The following is a 19,290-nucleotide window of genomic DNA, read 5'->3' as shown; positions in this document are numbered from 1 at the left end:
CCACCCCTGGACGCGCGCCCCGGCCTGCACGCCAGCCGTTGATCACACTAGTTCGCAGGCTCTGTACGGCAGTTCACCGCGGATGCTTTCCTTGATCCATGTGACGGTGCGTATCGCTCGTCACGAAATGTGTCCCTGCTCTCGTCTCAGCGGCCCCTTGATCTGCTCCCGCCGCCGGAACCCCGCCCTTCACGGACCCGCCCGGGCGCCCCCCTCACGCCGCATCCCGTCCATACCGCTACCGCTCTGCCCAAACGCCTTATGCCGCGTCCTCGACATGGCCCCGTACGGGCCGGCGGCAAGCGAAGAGGGAGTGTTTGTGATGCCACCGCCGAATTACCGGATCGACCTGAGACCCTGCATCCCGGTGCGCTGCGGCAAGCACATCGAGTACGTCGGCTTACGCCACCTGCTGGCGGACGCACACCGCATCGACGACCTGGCCCTGCCCCTGCCGCCCGCCCAGTCTGCCCTCTACCGCCTCCTCACCGCGATATGCGCCCCTATCACCGAACTCGACGACCCGGACCAGCCCATCAAGGACTGGCTGGAGCACCGGACAGAACTGCTCAGACGCACAGACGGCTTCGACCCCGACAGGGTGCATGCCTACTTCGATGCCGACCCCGATGCCTTCGACCTTTTCCACCCCGTGCGCCCGTGGTGGCAGGACGTGGCACTGGCCGTCCAGTGCTCTAAACGCAGCGGGATCAACTCCCTCGTCTACGGCCGCGCGGCCGGCCGCAACCTGGTCTGGTTCAACCCCCGTCACACCGACACCGATCCCCAGCCCGTGCTCGCCAGGGAAGCACTGTGGAACTTGCTCGCCTACCACTACTACGGGCCCTCCGGGCGAGCCACCGCACGCACCGTCGACGGTGTGAGCAGCGGACAGTTGCAAGCTGGCCCGCTGCGCTCCACCGTCTCCTTCCACCCCCGCGGCCGCACCCTGTACGAGACCCTCCTGCTGCACCAGGTGCCCTACCGCGGCGACGACCAGGCCCCCGGCAGCGACGCCTGCCCCTGGGAACAGCCCGCCGCCGATCCGCTGCAGGCACCGCCGGAGGTGACCTGGCCCAGACGGCTGCTGACCGGCCGCTCACGGCACGCCGCACTCCTGGTTCCCGACGAGAGCGGCGAGCACGTCACCGACGCCTACCTGACCTGGGCCACCCAGTACCCCCCGCTGGAGGCCACCGACCCCTACCTCGTCTACGACATCAACCCCGCGGCACCCGCAGAGCGCCGGCGCAGCCCGCGCCGCGCAGACGCCGACTACGCCAAGTTCCGGGCGCTGTCCGCGCTGGCACTCGCCGGTGACGAACACAGGCCGGGCTGCCGGCCCGAGGCATTCACCACGATCAACAGCCTTCCCGAGGACACCCGCGCCAGTTTGCGGGTATGGGTGTGCGGATTCGACCAGGAAGGCCAGGTCAACAACCGCATCTGGTACACCAGCCTGACCCCGCCGATCTGGCCGCTGGCCCAGGAGAACGACCCCGTCAAGGCCTCCCGCATTGTCGAGTGCTGCGCCGCCGCGGAGACCCTGGGCGCCGCCCTGCGCCAGGCAGCCGACCAGGTCTGGAAGGACACCGGCCTCACCCGGCGCACGGCAGCCCCACCCCGAAAGGGCGGCGGGAAAAGGGACGCTGGTCTGTGGGCCGGCCAGGCCCTTGCCGACTACTGGCCGCGCGCCGAGCAAGCCTTCTGGCAGCTCGTCGACGACACACGGCCCGCTTACGGGGTGTTCGCCGCCGCGGCCATCACGGCACTGTCCGAGACCACCCGCGACGCCCTCAACCGCCTGCCCAAGGCCGGCCCGGCACTTGCCCGCGCCGTGCAGAGCCTGCGACGCGCTGGCACAGCCCCTGACGACACGCTCTGCCCGACCGGAGGACCGCATGCCCAGCCGTGACGAGCGCCGCCGCCACTACGACGCCTTCGTCGCCCACGTCCGCGGCCTGTGCCGCACCCCGCGCATCCGCAGCCGCCTGGAGAACGGCCGCGGCCAGCCCCTCACCGAGTGCCCACGTATGGACGCCTACCTCGTCAAACCCTGCCAGGGCTTCGGCGCCCGCCGCGCCCACTACACGATCGCCTCCCTGATCGCCCTGGAACGTCCCGTCCCGGACTGGACCCAAACAACCCCCTCCTCGCCAGCGCACCGTGGCCTCCACCTGGACGACCCCCTGGAATCCGAATCAGCGCTGCTGGACGGCTGGTCGCGGCGCCCCAACTTCGGCCGGACCCTGGCCGACTCCGCCCGCGCACACCCCCACACCGCCGCAGGCTGGCAGCGCGAAGTGGAAGTGATGGGCGTGCTCTCCGCCGACCTGCTGCACACCCGGCTGCCTCACACGATCCGCCGGCTGCTCAATCTCGGCCTGGCATGCGACTTCGCCGTGCTGCTCGAGGACCTCGCCCAGTGGGACTTCGACCCGCTGGAAGTCGCCGGCCGCTGGCGTCACGCCTTCTACCTGACCGTCCCCGACACCCTCCTGGAGCTGTGATGCACACCCGCTACCTCGACATCCACATGCTTGAGCACAGGCCTCCGTCCTGCCTCAACCGGGACCAGCACAACGTGCCCAAGACCATGACCGTCGGCAACGCCAAGCGCATCATGGTCCCCGCCCAGACCCAACGACGCCCATTGCGCCTGGCACTTGAGGACACGCTCGAAGAGCCCGCCACCCGCACCCGCTACCTGCCCCCGCATGTCGCCGAGGCGCTGCGCGCAGCCGGCTGGCCCGAGGACCTGGCCCACTTCGCCGCCGGGCAGATCGCCCGCTCCGCCACCGCCAAGGGCCTGGACACCGACCCCAGGAACGGCCACCGCACCAACGCCATGCTCCTGGTCGCCGCCGACTCCATCGTCGAGGACCTCGCCGAGCTGTGCACCGATCACCGTGCCGCCCTGGAGAAGGGCCTGGCCCGCCTCCAGAAGAAGGAGCCCGACGACAGCGACGACACCAAGCCCGGCCGCGGCAAGCCGCCCGCCCTGCTGCCCACCGACAAGGTGGCTGCCTGCCTGAGCCGGCCCACGGCCACCATCCACCTCTTCGGCCGCATGCTCGCCGGCCTGACAGACGCCGACGTCCCCAGCGCCGTGCAGACCGCCCCCGCCCTCACCACGCACAAGAGCGATCTGCAGCCGGATTTCGTGACCGCGGTGGACGACTGGCTCGGCGCGGGCGACCGCGGCAGCGCCTTCATGGACACCGCGTTCCTGACCAGCGGAGTGTTCTACCGGTTCACCACGGTCAACCTCACCGACCTGACCCGCAAACTCGATGGCGACCAGAACCAGGCGCTGCACCTGACCGGCCTATTCATGCGCGCGGCCATCATGACCGTGCTCCCCGCGAAGCAGACGTCCACCGCCCCGCACACCGTGCCCGACCTGGTCGCCTACGCCGTCCGCGACGGCCGCCCCGTCACCTACGCCAGCGCCTTCGAACAACCCGTGCAAGCCGCCCCCGGCGGCGGCTACCTCACCCCCAGCTACCACGCCCTGGACACCTGCGCCGGCATCACGCACCGGCTGACCGGAACCAGCGACCTGGTCGGCCATGGTTACGCCACCGCCCAGACCGGCGACGCAGCCCACCTCGGCACCCGGCACGACAGCTTCGACGCCCTCATCGCCGCAGCCCTTACCAACGCGGCCGCGCAAGCCACCGGCCAAACGCCAGCGGACGCCGAGTGAGCGCTCTGCTGTTGCGCCTCGCGGGCCCCCTGGCCGCCTTCGGTACCAGCGCCGCCTTCCACGACCGCGACACCGCCCCCCACCCCACCCGCTCTGCCCTGATCGGCATGTTCGCCAACTGCGCCGGACGCGCACCCCAGCACGTCCTCGACTCCTTCACCGAGCTGCCTGGCCAGCCCTGCTACCAGGACCTGGGATTCCTCATCCGCATCGACCGGCCCGGCACTCCCCACACCGACTTCCACACCGTCGGCGGCGGCCACCCCCGCGACAAGCAGCTGCGCACCAGCGGCGGCCCCCAACGCCCCGAGGCGCAGTCCACCCTCGTCTCCCACCGCCACTACCTCGCCGACCCGGTCTTCACCGTCGCAGTCACCGGCCCTGCCCCTCTCCTGCAGACCATCGCCGGCCACCTCCGCCACCCCCGCAATGCCCCCTACCTCGGCCGCCGCACCTGCGTTCCCACCGAACCTCTCGTCCTGGCCACCGCCGTCACGGACCCCATGAACGAACTCACCCGCCGCACCCCGCTCAGCCTCGCCCGCCCACCCCGCCCCCACACCACCACCGTCAACGTCGACTTCATCCACGAAGACCCCCCACCCGACCCGTCCACCGCCATCGACCACTACGAACTGTGCGACCAGCCCGTCGACTTCACCCCCGGCCGCCGCCGCTACCACCCACGCAGCGCATGGCGCACCCGTATCCCCCTGCCCACAGCCCTCTACGCCGGCCCCGACCCCCTCACCACCCTCGCCGCCTACATGCACCCGGAGCAGCCATGACCCCCACCGCCACCCTCACCTGCATCCGCCTCAACACCGCCCACCACGCCGTACGCCGTGACTTGGCCGACCGCGTCCAGCTCCACAAAACGCTCATGCGTCTGACCCCCGGCACCCCCAGCCCCCACCCCCGCCGCGACGCCGGCCTCCTCTTCCGTCTCGACACCGACCACGACGCGCCCACTCTGCTCGTCCAGACCACCCAGCCACCCAACCTCGCCGGCCTGCCCGCCCGCTACGGCACCCTCGTCGCGGCCCGCGACCTCACCCCCGTCCTGCACGCCCTCACCCCCGGCCGCCACGTCCGCTACCGCATCACCACCGTCCCCGTCCGCCACCTCCCCGGTCCCCCCTGCGGCCTACAACCCGACGGCCGCCTCCTGCGCCGCCGCGGCACCCCCACCGCCCTGCACGGACACGACGCCGCCCAGTGGTGGCAGCGCAGAGCCAGCCAGGCCGGCCTCGCCCTCACCGACATCAGCCTCACCCCCCGCACCTTCGAACGCTCCCCGCACACCCCCCACCGGCCCGGACTCGACCACCAGCTCATCCAGTTCGACGGACACGCCCGCATCACCGACGCCCGCCTCCTCGCCCAGAGCATCTGCCGCGGCATCGGCCGCGCCCAGTCCTACGGCGCGGGCCTGCTCAGCCTCGCCCCCGTCTGACCAGCACCACCACACCGGGCACAGCCATCCCCCGGGAAGGACACTTCGTGACCGCTGAACAGCCCCTGCGTGACACCCGCCTGCGCCGGGCAGCCACCAGTCGGCTCATGTACCTCGCCCAGCAAAACAGCCTCACCACCGACCACATCAAAACCGTCGCCGAGACTTTCGGAGTCCACCCGCGCAGCGTGCGCCGATGGATGGACAACGCCGCCCAGCACAACGACCGCTACACCCCACAACGCCCCGCCTCCTTCACCCTCACCCAGGTGATGCGCGACGCCGTCGCCCTCTTCTGCGGCAACATCGCCGCCGCCTACCGGGACCTGTGCAAAAGAGGCCACCTGGGAGACGATCCCGTCTCCTACGCCACCTTCCACCGCGCCGTCACCACCGCCTACACCCCCGGCTTCCTCGCCGGCCTGCGCGGCGGCGAGAAGGAACGCCGCAAATTCGACGTCCACTTCACCCGCGACATCGGACACCGCAACCAGGCCTGGGAAGCCGACCACGTCGAAGCAAGCGTCTGGGTCAACGTCAACGGACACCGCCGCAAACCCTGGATCACCTGGTTCATCGACTGCGCCAGCGACGCCATCTGCGGCCTGTCCATCTCCGCACAGACCCCCAGCCGGGAGAACATCCTCCTCGCCATCCGGGCCGCCGTCCTGCGAGGAGGCGACCACGGCCCCTTCGGAGGCAGCCCCGGCCTCGTCCGGGTCGACAGAGGCAAAGACTTCCTGAGCGACACCGTCGAAACAGCCTTCGGCATCCTCGGCGTCCGCGTCGTCGACCTTCCCCCCAGACACCCAGAGCTCAAGGGAACCGTCGAAGCCCTCAACCGCGCCGTCAAAAAGATGCACTTCCCCGGCCTACCCGGCTTCGTCCACGCCCCCCGAACCAGCCGCCGCACCAAAAAAGACCTCGATGAAAGCCTCCTGACCTACGAGGCATTCATCCGCAGCCTCCTCGAATGGGTTCACGAGTGGAACCACGAGCACCGCATCCGCACCCGCGACAACCGCACCCCCTACGAGCTGTGGCACGACGACCTCACCCCCATCTACGACCCCGACCCCGAAGACCTCCTCTTCACCCTCGAAGTCCATCCCACCCACCTGACGATCAACTCAGACGGCGTCCACTGGGGCAAACGCCTCTACCTCGCCCCCTACATGCAAGGCCGAGGCGGCGACAAAGTCGTGCTGCGCTACATGCCCCGCCAGGAACGCACCGTCGAACTCTTCGACGCCAAAGACGGCACCTACCTGGGCCCGGCCGTCCTGCAGAACGCAGCCAACCCCCAGGAACGGAGTGCAGTACGGAACGCGGCCGACCGCGAAGCCGGCCGCCTGCGCACCGCCCTGGACAAGGCGAAGCGCCAGCGTGAGGAACGCTTCGAAGGCGACACCGTCCCCATCACCCCCCGCCCGGTCAGCGACATGACCCAGGAACAGGCAGCCGCAATCCTCGACGGTCATCGCCAGGACGAACACGCCAGCGAAGCACGCCCCGACCTCATCCCGCTGCCCGACCCCACCAACACCTGGAACAACACCCAAAGCCCCGCCGAAAGCCGCCCCGGCTCCACTGACCCCCTGCTCCCGCCGCTGCCCGACCCCACCGCCTCCTGGAACCCCGCCCCGCTGCCTACCCCGCCCGAGGAGCCCACCGATGAACCACACGATTGACACGACCGCCCCAGCCAACGACCACTACCTCGGTCTCGCCGGAGCCCGCCTCCTGCCCACCACCGCCTCGCGTCTGACCCAACGCCACCTGGCCACCGTCATCAAGGCCCGCGCCCTGTTCTGCGTCCACGGTGATGTCGGACTCGGCAAGACCTTCGCCGTCAACACCAGCCTGCGCGACCTCGCCCCCGACAACACCCTCTGGCTCGAATGCCGCAAAGGAGCCCCGCTCGGCACCCTGCGAGCCGCCCTCTATCGCGCGCTGGCGTTGCCCGGGGACCCTCCCGCCAAAGGCGACGCATTCGACCAACTCCTCGTGCAGGCCTTCGCCGAGCAGCACCGCGTCCTGGTCTGCGACGAAGCCCAGGGCCTGACCAGGAGCTCCCTGGAGTACCTGCAGACTCTCTGGGAGAACAGGCGCACCCAGCTGACCGTCATCCTCGCCGGCGGCGACAACTGCCTCCAGCGCATCCGCAGCTGCTCCGGCCTCTTCTCCCGCATCCCGATCTACCAGCAGTACCAACCACTCACCCCCGACGAAGTCCTGGCCCTGATGCCGACCTACCACGCCCTGTGGCAGAACGTCGCCCCCGACGACCTGATGTGGATCAACGACGCCGCCTGCCACGGCAACTTCCGCAACTGGGCCAAGGTCACCTTCCACATCCAGGACATCCTCGAACAGCACCCCGAGACCGCCTGGTTCAGCCGCGACACAGTCCGCATGGTCCTCAGCTTCCTCGACAGCAGCATCCGCAGCTGACCGGGCATTGTTCCTGCCCGGGGGCCTGTTCGAGGGCGACTGGACCGAGGAGGACGCCGCGCCCGCAGCCTAGGCATGACCGGTGCAGACTCACCCCTCAGCCGGTCCCGGTCTCCGCTGTGCGATCGACACCGGCAGCCCGTGCTGCCCGCGAGTTCGCGGGCAGCAGACGTGACCGGTTCGGAAGAGACCCAGCTGTCCCAGGCCAGCTCATCCGCGTGGAGAACCGTGGCCCAAGAGGTGCCGGGACTAACGAAGTAGCCGTCCGTGCGAGGCGGCCTCTCTGCAGCCGCGATGCACCGACGAAGACCGTGCCGTAGGTCCCGCATCTCCCGGACACGGCCGCATCGGCCTGCGCGATTGCTCGGCCGGCGGTGGCTCAGGGCCAACGCACAGGTCCTCCAGCCTCGCAGATCCCTCTTGCACCGCCGGTTCAGCGCTGGAGGAGGAATTCGGCGCCGGGCGAGCAGGCAGGGCAGGCGGTGAAGACGGGCGTCCCCACGGCAGCAGCCCGGACAGGGCCGAGATGACATAGCTCAGCCCCAACAGCGTCTCAGCAACATCTGCCCGCTCGGTTCGATTCAGCGCCGCAACAGCGACACCAGCGCACAGCACAACGATGACCACCACGGCGACAGCACCGAGAGCAGCCAACCAGATCGGTACTCCGGACGCGGCGGCGCCGACAGGAACGGACAGAGTGGTCAATGAATGGCCTCCAAAGGACGACGAAGGCCCCCGGCGATTTCCGGGGGCCTGTGACAGCGCATAAGAGAAAAGGCCCCCGCTCCTCGAATCCGAGGAAAGGAGAGCCCGACAAGCAGTTCGGGCGCTCTGGGCGCCCGATGGAGCAGTACTGTAGCACCTTCTCGATGAGGGTCAACTAGCTTGCTCAGCAAGCCTGTTGGCCTGCTCAGAGCGAAACGGGGGGAGTGCTCTGTGCTGCCGCAGCGTCGACGGCCTGTCCCGCCAGACTGCTCCGCCGCGCGACCATCTGACTTCCCGCCACGGACGGGTGAGTTGCGGTCGGGAGCCCGGGCGGGTGGCCGAGTAAACGGCTACGAAGATCACGACAAGTTCTTGATCTTCGAAGGGACGTCTTATGCGTTTCCCCCGCACTGCCGTCGCCGCCCTTGCCGTGCTCATCACCCAGGCCGGCACCGCACACGCCGCTCCAGCGGCACCCGACCGCGCCGCGAGCCCCGGTGACACGATCACCATGCCGGTCCGCGACGCCCTCCAGGCGCTACCGGTCCAGGACGAGAGCCGTGCCGGGTATGAACGTTCCAAGTTTCGGCACTGGATCGACGCCGACCGGGACGGCTGTAACACGCGTATGGAAGTCCTCCTGGAGGAGGCGGTCGAGGCTCCGGAGCAGGGACCGAACTGCGTGCTCACCGGTGGATCCTGGTACAGCCCGTACGACGACGCCTACTTCGACAACGCCAGGAAACTCGACGTCGACCACCTCGTCCCGCTCGCCGAAGCGTGGGACAGCGGAGCCTCCGCCTGGACGGCGAAGGAACGCGAGGCTTACGCCAATGACCTCGACGACGCCCGTGCACTGATCGCCGTCTCCGCCGCGTCCAACCGCTCCAAGTCGGACCAGGACCCGAGCACCTGGCTGCCTCCCTTCGCGGGCTACCGCTGCCAGTACGTCACCGACTGGGTCGCCGACAAGACCCGCTACCAGCTGTCCGTTGACCCCGGGGAGGAAGCCGCTCTCTCCAGGACCCTCAGCATCTGCCCTAACGAGCCGATCGAGGTCACGCTCGCGCGATGACAGGAGTGCGATAGCGGCACTCTGCCCGCCCTCGTGAGCGCGGGCCGTGCCAGCCGTTCTGCCGACGGTTCACGCCCCCTCTTCATGGCCCTCCCTCTGAGCATCCCTGCGTTCCGTACCTGCTTCACTTCCAGCCGTCACTGCCCCCTCAATGGTCAGCTTTGGACAGTGGCGGCAGCCACCAGAAGAGCTCGTCGGACTCCCGGTTGTGCCGCCACGCGGTCAGGACGTGCGATGCCGCAAGGCGGTCGAGGAGTTCCGCGGTCTGCTGGGGCGCGTGCCCGCACAGGCGGGCGAGGACATCGAGGTCCGTACTGCCAGCATCGCCCGCGGTGTGGGAAGCCAGAGCCAGTGCGGCCAACTGCACAGCTGGCGGCCACCCGACCGGTACGACAACCGGAGCGGGGCGCAGAGCCCACTGCGCGGCACAGGCCCGCGTTCGGCTGCCCGGCCGTTGGTATAGCAGTGCGGCATCCAGTAGCTGGGCCTCCACATGTGGATATCTGCCTGTCCTGCGGCGCAGCCAGCCGGTGTGCTCGAGCTCTTCCCACAGCTCAGTGCGGCCGTGCAACCGCATGCCGCGCAGCAGGCCTGCGGGTAGCCGGACGCAGCCGCGGTTGTCGGCGCGCAGGGCGCACTGCAGCGCGAGCAGGCGGGCGGCGGGGGAGGTGAACTGGGGGAGTGCTGCTGACAGATAGGTGAGCATCTCCCGTACGCGGGTGCGCTCGGCCGGGCCGCCCAGCGGTTTGGGGCGGCGGCCGGGGCATTCGGGCCGCCGGGGCGCGAGCAGGGTGGCCGGGACGACGGCGGTGTGGCTGGTGGCGGCCGCGCAGGCCGCACACGTGTCGGACAGCCGCCAGGCGCGGCCGCTGCGGTCGCGGGTCAGGGCGAGCAGTACCGGCCCGGCGCAGCCGCGATGGCGCAGATGCCAGGAGCAGCCCTGCGCCCGGCACTGGCAGCTGCGCAGATGCGTCGGCAGCGCGTCGGCGCGCGCATGGCGGGCCAGATGCGCCAGGGCGGCAGACCGTGCGGAGGCGGCCTGCAGGGGAGGGGAGTGCACGGTGCAGTGCGGACAGATGAGCCTCGGGCCGCCTGCCCGTGAACACAGTTCCACCGTCCAGATGCGCCGCACCGCGGGATGCGCGCCGGCAAGCCTCATCGGCCCGTCGTCCTCCTGTCTGTCTACGCCTCCATGCTGGGAGCTCCAGACGGAGACACCCAGGACGCACGCACCGTAGTGCAGATCCCTGCACTGCGAACGTCACTCCCGTACCGGCAGATAGTGCAGAAGTCTGCACTGACAGGGCAGGGTCCTGCACCGTCGGATGGTGGGGTGACGATCTTGCCGCCCGACCCCGACTTCACCGCGCTGCGCGTCGAATTCGCGCGCCTGCGGGGCGAGCGCGGCTGGACCTTCGATGAACTCGCCGACCGCAGCGGCCTAGCCCGCCGCACTCTCATCGACCTCGAACACGGCCGCACCACCGGCAGCCTCACCACCTGGCACACCCTCGCTCACACCTTCGACGTGCCGATCGAGCAGCTGCTGAACACCCTCTGCGACGACCACACCCCGCCCGGCCCCTCGAATTCCTAACCGCACTGCAACACCCGCTTGCGCCCGGGCCGTGAATCACCCGAACCGGCGAGCATGCATCGAACGCTTCAGCGTCAACTGGCTCGGATGTTCGGTGTCGTTCGGCTGTACGGGCGACTCCGGTCTGGCCTTACCCGCAATCGCGGGGTGTCGCCTGGCACGGTCCCGCCATGCACCCCAACACCGCCTCCGCCAACTGCCACTGGGACGGCAGCCCACGCACCGCACGCCCCCGGCGCCCACTGCGGGTGACCGCCACCAGCCCCAGCCGCCTGCTGCGCACGGGCCAGAGCAGCCGCTGCCGCCAGTGCGGCCACCGGATCGACCGGTACCAGCGTGCCGACCAGCGACCCATCGCCCTGCACCCCGCAGAACTGGACGCCTCCCAGGTCCCCGCCCCTTGCCGATGGCACCTGAGCGGCGGCATCGCCTATCCCCACGGCGACGGCAGCCCCTGGTGCCGCATCCCGCACCGTGCGCTCTGCCCGGGACACACCCCCACCGCGCAGACCGGCCCGTACATCGAAGCCCTGCGCCGCCAACTCGCCGTCCGCACCCGCCGCCTCATCGACACAGGCCAGTTCACCCCCACCCCTCCCGCCGCCTGCGAACCAGCCGCCGGCAGCGACCGCCCCGCCCGGCCCGTCGTACAGCTACTACTGGGCCGCTACCTCGCCGACGCACCCCTCGAAACCATCCGGTGCGTGGCCCAGACCCGCCAGCGCCACCGCTGCCCCCACCCCGTGCTCGACCCCACCAGCCCCCGAGGCGTATGGGCACTACTACCCGCCAGTCCACAGCGCGGCCAACTCGCCCTGCCCGCAACGCTCATGACCGTCTACGACCTCAGCCGCCTGCCCTATGCCGAGCAGCTGCGCTGGCGCACCCAGCGCTGCCCCGCCCACGCCGCAACCCCAGGTGCCGCGGATCTCGCGCCGGCCGGATGGCAGATCTTCGACCCCCTCCTGCACACAGCGCACCTCCACACCCGACTGCCCCACACCCCGCCCAGCCACCGCGACGAGACATGACCATGGCGCACCATGCCCTGGACATCACTCTGACCAGAGCCCTCACCCCGGCCGAGCTCCACCTGGCCGCCCGCACGATGCCGCTCGCAGCCAACCACGACGCCACCCGCCTGATGACCGTCGTCCGCGCCAAAACCCCGGACAAAGCCCTCAACAGACTGCGCCACCAGATGGGCACACAGCTTCCCGTCGACGTGATCACCACGCACTACCCCGACCCGCACGGGCAGATCATCCTCAACGTAGCCCTCCCGCCCGCCGCGTACGCCGCTCTTGAGACTGCTGCCGAACACGAGGGAAGACCACCGCGCCTGTTCCTGCAGGAGGCCGTTCACCGGGCTCTGGCTCGGCATGCGGATCAGGAGGCCGACCGTCTCGCCCGCGAACTCCGGCACCTGCTCGCCAGCACGACCCCGTCCCATCTCCTGGCAGCCGTCGGGCGCGCACTCACCCACACCACCGGAGCAACGCCGTGCTGAAACCCACCGACGAACAGCAAGCCGCCGCCGACGCCTTCCACGCCGGCCAGCATCTCGCCCTGCAGGCCGGGGCAGGCACCGGCAAAACCACCACACTCGCCGAACTCGCCCGCGCCACCCGCCGCCGCGGCCGCTACCTCGCCTACAACCGCGCCATCGCCCAGGACGCCCGCACCCGCTTCCCGCCCACCGTCAGCTGCAAAACCGCCCACGCCCTGGCCTACGCCGCCATCGGCCACCGCTACACCCTGCGCCTCAACTCCCCGCGCCGCCCCGCCTGGCAGACCGGCCACGCCCTCGGCATTACCAAAACCATCCGCATCGGCAAACGCGACCTGTCACAGAAGACCCTCTCCAACGCCACCCTGCGCACCGTGGCCCGCTTCTGCCATACCGCCGATGCGGATGTCGCCCGTCACCACGTCCCGCGCCTGCGCGGCCTCGAAGACGCGAAACTGCACACCGAACTCGCGGACTACATCGTGCCGTTCGCCCGCAAAGCCTGGACCGATCTGCAAAACCCCGACGACGGCGCAGCTCGCTTCGAACACGACCACTACCTGAAAATCTGGGCCCTCACTCAGCCCAGGATCGACACCGACTACCTGCTCCTGGACGAAGCCCAGGACACCAACCCTGTCGTCGAACAGATCTTCCTCGCCCAACGCGGCCACGCCCAGCTCGTCGTGGTCGGCGACTCCGCCCAGGCCATTTACGACTGGCGCGGCGCCAAAGACGTCATGACCGGCTTCGACGGCACCCAGCTCGCCCTGTCCCAGTCCTTCCGCTTCGGTCCTCAGCTCGCAGAGGAAGCCAACCGGTGGCTGGCCATCGCCGACGCCCCGATCCGTCTCACTGGTACCGAGACCGTGCCCACCGACCTGGGCCCCGTTGCCCTGCCCGACGCGGTTCTGTGCCGCACCAACGTCGGCGCCATGGCACAGGCGATGAACCTCCTCGCCGCCGGCCAACGGGTCGGGGTGGTCGGGGGAGGCGACAGCCTGCGCGCCCTGGCGCTGGCCGCCCGCGACCTCAAGGACGGCCGTCGCACCACCCACCCCGAGCTCGTCCTCTTTGCTACCTGGGGAGAGCTGCAGGACTACGCCTCCCACGACCCAGCGGGACGTGACCTGCAGCCGCTGGTCGACCTCGTCGACACCCACGGCGCTGAAGCCATCCTCGACGCGGTCGCCCAGTTCGTCCCCGAACAGTCGGCCGAGGTGATCGTCTCGACCGCCCATAAGGCCAAAGGGCGCGAATGGGCCCGTGTGAGGATCGCGGACGACTTCACCCCGCCGAAGGACAGCGACCAACGGGACGACAACGGGCAGGCTGTTCCCGGACCGATCGAGGACGGCGAGGCCCGCCTCGCCTACGTGGCAGTCACCCGCACCCGCCAGCGGCTGGACATGGGCGGCCTCTCCTGGATCGACGGCCACCCAGAGGGCAGACCCGTCAGGTGATCCCTGTCAGCCGACAGCGCCCTTCTGAGCATGAATCTAGGCGGCGCCCCCGACGGTTAGGGGGCGCCGCCCGCCTTTCTACCGATACCAGTACTTCACGCCACGGTGATGGGAGCAGGTGCCACGGAAGTGGGCGCTATAGGAGTAGGTGCCGTCCTTGCACTTCGCCATTGCCCCGCGCGGGTGAGGCGAGTTCGCCTTGCAGACGCCCGTCGTGTGCCGGGCGCACGACGCGGCCGCAGCATCGGTTGCCGTGGCCACCGGCGCCAGCAGCGCGCCGGCCATGACGACGGCAGCCGCAGCGCCCCGGAATTTGGTGAGCATATGAAGTCTCCCTTCAGCGACTCGGAGACGCGATCATGCACCACCAGACGGCTCCCCCAGGGGCCTGTCCGCCCCTGATCACAGGGTCGTGACACTCGTGGCCTGACCGTCGCCAGGCGTTCGATCCAGGAGAACATTCCCTCGATATAGCGGTACGGGGGGCCTGCCGCCGCCGAGGCACTCGCCTGCGCTGTGTGAGCCGCTGAGCCAGCACGTAGGCCCAGCATGCCGCCATGATTCCAGGCGGGTGAGTAGCTTCGTGCTCCGTGGGCGGGCCAACAGCTGATCTCCACGGAAGCGCGTCCAACTATGACTGAAAACGTCCATATTGGTATGCAGTCTGTGTGGTGGCTGTGTTTGGATGACGTGAAAGCGGCGGGGGTGAACGCAAGTTGACCGCTGCGAGCCCCGCTGCTGCGACCAACACAGGGGGCATAACTTGAAATTGAGAAAACTGCTGTCCACGACTGCCGTCACGCTAGGGCTGCTGGGCAGCTGTCTGAGCAGTGCTCAGGCGGCGGACGACTCCGGAGCAACTCCGGACACCTCCCTGACCACGGGCGTAGTCGCCACCGATCCAGTCACCGATGACCCGTCACCCGCGCCGGACGAGACCGACAGCGACCCGGAGACCGCACCCTCGGCAGAGGACATCGCTCTGGGCATCGAAGGCACAGTCCGCAACCCCGCGGCAGCGCCGGCAACTTCCGAGGACGGACAGCCCATCGGGCTGGAGACCGACCCGAAGTCCGCGTGCGATGACCAGGTGAAGGCTGCCGCACAGACTCCCGAAGCCCAGTACACGGCCTGCGCAACGCCTCTGGAACCGGCGAGCGAGATCAGTTCCGAGGAACGTGCTGCCCTGTCGCGAGGCGACACCCCTGCCGACACCTCAACCACCGAATCGGCTGTCCTAGCCGCCGTTCCAGACGCCGGACAGGCCACCGACCAGGAAGCCTCCCTCCAGGAGACGACGGACGACACCACGCCGAACTCAGCACCAGAAGACGGGTCTGACGCCTCCGCCGCGGCTGCCAGGTCCCCGTGGAAAGAACCGAAGTGGTGCCGCGACGAGGGCGTGGATTCGACGTGGTACATCGAACGCCTCCGAGGCTGCGGCATCTGGCGCGCCGAGGTCAACGCCATCGATGTCCGTACCGGCAGCCGGATCGGCGGCATCAAGTACCTCGTCATCGGGTACTCCTTCTCCGCCCGGGACTCCAAGACCTGGGCCTACCAGACCCAGATGCTGGAGGTGTCCCGGTGGGGACGGGCGGTGACCGGCACCAAGGTGTACGGCAGCGCCTCCTGCACAGGCAAGTGCAAAGTCACCCACAAAGACTTCCCCGCGCAGGCGATCAACTCTCGCGCTGAGCCTTACGGGCAGTTCTTCATGAACACCACCATCAACACAGCTGCCACCAAGCAGAGGGGGACCGGCAGGAGCACCGCGTCCTGGCGGTTCAGCAACCCGGAATGGGTCGCGCCGTCAGGCGCCACGAAGCTGCCCACCGTCGATGTCCGCTGCGACAACGACATGCCCGGTGCCCCTCGGCAGGTCGGCTGCGTGAACACCCAGGCCGTTCCGGTGATCAGCTACAGCTTGACAGGGCCGTGGCCAGAACTTGCCAAGCACATCAAGGACGCCCAGGCCACCGGCCTGCCCGGCAAGTACGGTACGACGAACTACCTGACGCGGCTCACCAACGGCTCGAAGATCACCGAGAACCGCAGGAAAGCCTGCCCCAGCAGCCTGCCGCGCCCCTCGGGCAAATCGTGCGACGAGTACCCCTTCGCCAGCACCTGGCAGGGCGCCCGCTACAGCGGCGGCCCGTTCAGCCGCCGGATGATCAACGCCACGCAGAACACGGATGCAGGCCGGGCGCTCAACGGCTTCTACACCTACAGCCGCGTCCTCGACGGAGACCGATTCCTGGTATGGATCAGGTAGACCCCAGGCAGACGAGACCGGAAGACAAAACCCCGTGAACGATGATCCAGCCCGAACAACAGCCCTGGTACGCGCCGAGTACCACCTCTTCCAGATCACGGACCCGCAAGGGCCCGTAGCCGACGACCTCGACGCAACCCAGAACGGACTCGTCTCCGCTGTCGGCGGCGTCATCGAGGTGGCCACCGGGATCCACACCGGCAACGTCCGCGTCACGGTCGAACCACACTCCCAGCGCCCCGACCCCGCTCCGGGCTGGGAAGAGATCGCTGAGATGCCATGCCATTCCCCCTCCGGGGAAGTGCTGGTCACACCCATGATGGACGACCCCGCCGACCTTCCCTCTCTGGCGTCCCAGGGCCCGGGCCGGTACCGGCTGCGTGTTCACGCGCTCGGCAGGGACACGGCTGTCGATGAGAGCACGGACGACGTCGTGGAGTCCTACCTGATCCAAAGCTGGCCCGCCGCCCACCAGGACGCCCTCCTGGTGAAAGCGACCGACTCCTATGGGGCCCAAGTACGGGCCCGGCCGGCCGACGACACCCTCGTCATCGACCACGAGGGCTCACTCGACACCCAGGTTGGCCGGGAACGCGATATTCTGCGCCGGGCCGGGCGCGGCGACTACTCCTAACCCGCTCCTGCGGGCCTTCGGTTGGGGCAACCTCGCGCGGTTTGCCTCAACCGAAGCCAGCACGCCCTGCAGCAGGTTGACGTGGTGGACTACCGGCGCGGACCGGCCCGGTAGCCGGGAGCTCCCTTTCGTGGGAAGCGGCCGCCCTGGAGCTCCGTAAGGCGTTTTACGGAGCTCACTGGATTGGGCCGCGACGCGGGGGCGTCGCCGCGTCCGTCGGGTGCGGGCTTCGTTGCTGGTGCGGTGAGGCAGATGCGCGTCGTGCGGTGGACGTCGAGCACAGGTCCTTTAGATGGGCCGTGAGGCGGAGCAGCGGCTGGGACGACGGCAGTCGCGGCGTCGTTCATCGCCCGGGTGCGCTCACAGATGCACCACAGGGGAGGCCGACCGAGACCGCGGCAACGCCCGGTCTGCCGCACCTGCGTGCGCTCTTACCCAACCCCGTGTGAGACGCCCTTCGGGCGGCGCTGGCGAAGCAGGTAGCCCAACCCGCCAGGGCGATATCGGGGCCGGGCCGGAACTGGGAGTACGGGGGCGGTCCGTACGGGACGCGTGACGTGCCGGGGAGCCCTCGATGCTGTGCTCTACCCGCGTGACCAGCCGGATGTCACAACTGGCCCAGAAATCAGCACTGTTGTGGTGCACGCGGCAGAACCGGGTGCTCGTTGGCAAAGGGAAGAGTGCGGCATGGAGCCTGTGATCGTGGGAGCGGTGGTAACCGTGGCAGTCAGTGTCGTCAAGGGCATAGTGGGGATCGCTCAGGGGAGGGTGAAGGCGTCCGTGGAGAGGATGCTCATCGCGGAGGCCGCACACACTGACCGGCTCCGCTGCCTGATCTCACCGGACGCCCTGGCTTCCCACCCCGCCCACCGCTGTTCCGGCACTGTTCCACACGGCTGTGCCGGGGGTGATGACCGTGGAGGACGCCCTCAGCACTGACTGAGGGGCCACGAAGCGCGTGTATCGGGCTGCGGTCGGAAGATGGCCAGTGTCTGGTGCCCGGGCGCCGGGCTCTGGGCAAACCCCATGGAGTTCGACAATGGCGAGGATCGCTGCTGGCGACGGCCGCCCAGGCACCGTAGGCGCGGCTGGCCCACCCACGTCAATGGTGAACGCCTCATGGGGTGTGGCCCCTTGTCCATGACACCGCGTCACTTCATTCGGTCGTCGATGTGTCGGTGGATCCGGCGGTACAGTTCCGCGACTTCCTGGGGCGCGGGGTGAGAGGCGGCGAAGGCGGCCCCGACACGGGGCTTGCTCTTGCTGTGCAGTTCGCGCATCTGTGTCAGAAGTGTTGTGTCCTGGCGTTCCAGGAAGGCTTCGAACTCTCCGGACTTTTGTGGATCTCCGCCGAACGTGTCAGCCACGGTGAAGACACCGGCCCGGTTCCAGTACGCCCGCCATGCTGGAAAGTCCGCGTCCGGGGCTGGGCGGCTGTCTGCGGGCGCCAGCCCGAGCTTGTTGAGCTGTCTGCTGAGGCCGCTGGTCGGCCGGAATGCGGGACCGTCGGCTACTGCGGCCCAAGGGATCTGGAACGCCTCGAGATAGTTCACGTAGCCGCCGAAGTTGTTGTCGCCGCCCACGTCGATCATGGCGATGTTCGCGCCCTGTGGGTCGAGGGAACCGGTGTCGGCCGCGCCGTCTTGCCACCACCACCCGAGCGCGCCGAGATCGGTGGCTCCTTCGCACAGAATGACTGCCGAAGCGAACAGCAGTGCGCGTACGTCGCTCAGGTTTAGATTCTGCAGCCATTCGCCGAGGCGTGCCCTGTTTTCCCTCGGAAGCCTCGCCACACGAGTGCCGTCAGAGCGTGGGGTCAGCCGCACGAGACGGTCGAGATCCTCGATACGGGAGCAGGGGACGAGATCGGGACTGTGGGTGATGACGACACCATGGATTCCCGCCAACTGGCGTGCCAGGCGACGCTGCATGGTGGGGTGGAGGTTCACGGCAGGCTCGTCCAGGACGATGACGCTGCCCGGCGCACCAGCGATCAAGGTGGCCAGGAACAGCGCCTCCTGGATGCCCGCGCCCGCGAACTGGATGATGCGCTCCTGCCCGCTCTCCCCGACCAGTACATCGACGGCCAGACGCGAGTCGGCCGCAGGGAGACTGCGCAGATGCAGATCCAGCCCGGTGATCTCCCCGAAGACCTCCCGGGCGCGCTCAAAGCGCTGCTGCTCATCCACATCGCCGTTCCTGAGCCGGTACAGCTCGCCGGCCAGGCCACTGCCGTCACGCAGGTCGACCGGTGCGCGAAGGTCCGCCAGCGGGAAGTGCCGTTTCAGGGGCAGTCGGCGATTGTCTGTGACTGCTAGTAGGGCTTGGTCATCTTCACTCGTGAGTGGCGTGTCTGCTTGCTCGTGGGTGTCGTTGACCTGGTGTGACACCTGAGGAGATGGCCGAAGT

General features: G+C 69.0%; 17 protein-coding genes. 14 read left to right on the top strand and 3 right to left on the bottom strand.

Translation table 11 applies throughout. From position 1 onward, the window contains the following. Positions 1-322: 322 nt before the first annotated feature. The 8 genes from casA (at position 323) to ABZV42_RS39255 (ending at position 9,402) form a co-directional block, all read left to right on the top strand. Complete coding sequence (casA, locus tag ABZV42_RS39290; protein WP_356056820.1) at positions 323-1,915, top strand: type I-E CRISPR-associated protein Cse1/CasA; 1,593 nt, start codon at positions 323-325, stop codon at positions 1,913-1,915. Beyond that, the gene (gene casB, locus ABZV42_RS39285; protein ID WP_356056721.1) at positions 1,902-2,510 is read left to right on the top strand and encodes a type I-E CRISPR-associated protein Cse2/CasB; all 609 of its coding nucleotides are present in this window, start codon (positions 1,902-1,904) and stop codon (positions 2,508-2,510) included. The genes casA and casB overlap by 14 nt, the downstream gene beginning before the upstream one ends. After that, positions 2,510-3,709, top strand: coding sequence for a type I-E CRISPR-associated protein Cas7/Cse4/CasC (gene cas7e, locus ABZV42_RS39280; protein ID WP_356056719.1), 1,200 nt, complete (start codon positions 2,510-2,512; stop codon positions 3,707-3,709). Before casB ends, cas7e begins: the two co-directional genes overlap by 1 nt. Then, positions 3,706-4,497, top strand: coding sequence for a type I-E CRISPR-associated protein Cas5/CasD (gene cas5e, locus ABZV42_RS39275; protein ID WP_356056683.1), 792 nt, complete (start codon positions 3,706-3,708; stop codon positions 4,495-4,497). The genes cas7e and cas5e overlap by 4 nt, the downstream gene beginning before the upstream one ends. Further along, positions 4,494-5,165 carry a type I-E CRISPR-associated protein Cas6/Cse3/CasE gene (cas6e, locus tag ABZV42_RS39270; protein ID WP_356056680.1) on the top strand — a complete coding sequence of 224 codons (672 nt, stop codon included), beginning with the start codon at positions 4,494-4,496 and terminating at the stop codon, positions 5,163-5,165. Before cas5e ends, cas6e begins: the two co-directional genes overlap by 4 nt. Positions 5,166-5,212: 47 nt before the next feature. Next, the gene (locus ABZV42_RS39265; protein WP_356056677.1) at positions 5,213-6,856 is read left to right on the top strand and encodes a Mu transposase C-terminal domain-containing protein; all 1,644 of its coding nucleotides are present in this window, start codon (positions 5,213-5,215) and stop codon (positions 6,854-6,856) included. Then, the gene (locus ABZV42_RS39260) at positions 6,840-7,619 is read left to right on the top strand and encodes an ATP-binding protein (RefSeq protein WP_356056594.1); all 780 of its coding nucleotides are present in this window, start codon (positions 6,840-6,842) and stop codon (positions 7,617-7,619) included. Before ABZV42_RS39265 ends, ABZV42_RS39260 begins: the two co-directional genes overlap by 17 nt. A 1,102-nt stretch (positions 7,620-8,721) precedes the next feature. Continuing rightward, positions 8,722-9,402 carry an HNH endonuclease family protein gene (locus ABZV42_RS39255; RefSeq protein WP_356056523.1) on the top strand — a complete coding sequence of 227 codons (681 nt, stop codon included), beginning with the start codon at positions 8,722-8,724 and terminating at the stop codon, positions 9,400-9,402. Between the two features lie 148 nt (positions 9,403-9,550). Here the strand turns inward: ABZV42_RS39255 and ABZV42_RS39250 are convergent, their stop codons facing one another. Further along, on the bottom strand, positions 9,551-10,462 hold the full coding sequence (locus ABZV42_RS39250; RefSeq protein WP_356056521.1) for a hypothetical protein: 912 nt from the start codon (positions 10,460-10,462) through the stop codon (positions 9,551-9,553). 273 nt (positions 10,463-10,735) lie between these two features. On the opposite strand from ABZV42_RS39250, the gene ABZV42_RS39245 reads away from it, so the two are divergent. The 4 genes from ABZV42_RS39245 (at position 10,736) to ABZV42_RS39230 (ending at position 13,972) form a co-directional block, all read left to right on the top strand. Further along, positions 10,736-10,999, top strand: coding sequence for a helix-turn-helix transcriptional regulator (locus tag ABZV42_RS39245; protein ID WP_356056518.1), 264 nt, complete (start codon positions 10,736-10,738; stop codon positions 10,997-10,999). 170 nt (positions 11,000-11,169) lie between these two features. After that, positions 11,170-12,030, top strand: coding sequence for a DUF6083 domain-containing protein (locus tag ABZV42_RS39240; RefSeq protein ID WP_356056516.1), 861 nt, complete (start codon positions 11,170-11,172; stop codon positions 12,028-12,030). Beyond that, positions 12,027-12,509 (top strand): hypothetical protein, encoded by a 483-nt coding sequence (locus ABZV42_RS39235; RefSeq protein ID WP_356056514.1) that lies wholly within the window; start codon positions 12,027-12,029, stop codon positions 12,507-12,509. The genes ABZV42_RS39240 and ABZV42_RS39235 overlap by 4 nt, the downstream gene beginning before the upstream one ends. Continuing rightward, positions 12,506-13,972, top strand: coding sequence for a UvrD-helicase domain-containing protein (locus ABZV42_RS39230; RefSeq protein ID WP_356056848.1), 1,467 nt, complete (start codon positions 12,506-12,508; stop codon positions 13,970-13,972). The genes ABZV42_RS39235 and ABZV42_RS39230 overlap by 4 nt, the downstream gene beginning before the upstream one ends. A 78-nt stretch (positions 13,973-14,050) precedes the next feature. Here ABZV42_RS39230 and ABZV42_RS39225 read toward each other — a convergent pair whose 3' ends face one another. After that, entirely contained in the window at positions 14,051-14,296 is a 246-nt protein-coding gene (locus ABZV42_RS39225) for a DUF3761 domain-containing protein (RefSeq protein WP_356056512.1), read from the bottom strand. 439 nt (positions 14,297-14,735) lie between these two features. On the opposite strand from ABZV42_RS39225, the gene ABZV42_RS39220 reads away from it, so the two are divergent. Together ABZV42_RS39220 and ABZV42_RS39215 are read left to right on the top strand one after the other, a co-directional pair. Further along, positions 14,736-16,247 (top strand): NucA/NucB deoxyribonuclease domain-containing protein, encoded by a 1,512-nt coding sequence (locus ABZV42_RS39220; protein ID WP_356056510.1) that lies wholly within the window; start codon positions 14,736-14,738, stop codon positions 16,245-16,247. 34 nt (positions 16,248-16,281) lie between these two features. Beyond that, positions 16,282-16,881, top strand: a complete 600-nt coding sequence (locus ABZV42_RS39215; protein WP_356056475.1) for a hypothetical protein — start codon at positions 16,282-16,284, stop codon at positions 16,879-16,881. Between the two features lie 1,151 nt (positions 16,882-18,032). On the opposite strand, the gene ABZV42_RS39210 is transcribed toward ABZV42_RS39215, so the two are convergent. After that, positions 18,033-19,290, bottom strand: a 1,258-nt coding sequence (locus tag ABZV42_RS39210) for a TOPRIM nucleotidyl transferase/hydrolase domain-containing protein (protein ID WP_356056472.1), incomplete at its 5' end; no start/stop codon positions are given.

Origin of the sequence: Streptomyces sp. NPDC005281 (assembly GCF_040607495.1) — a bacterium.
Taxonomy (GTDB): domain Bacteria; phylum Actinomycetota; class Actinomycetes; order Streptomycetales; family Streptomycetaceae; genus Streptomyces.
The sequence above is the reverse complement of the archived record's forward strand: the minus strand, read 5'-3'. Positions and strand labels throughout refer to the sequence as shown.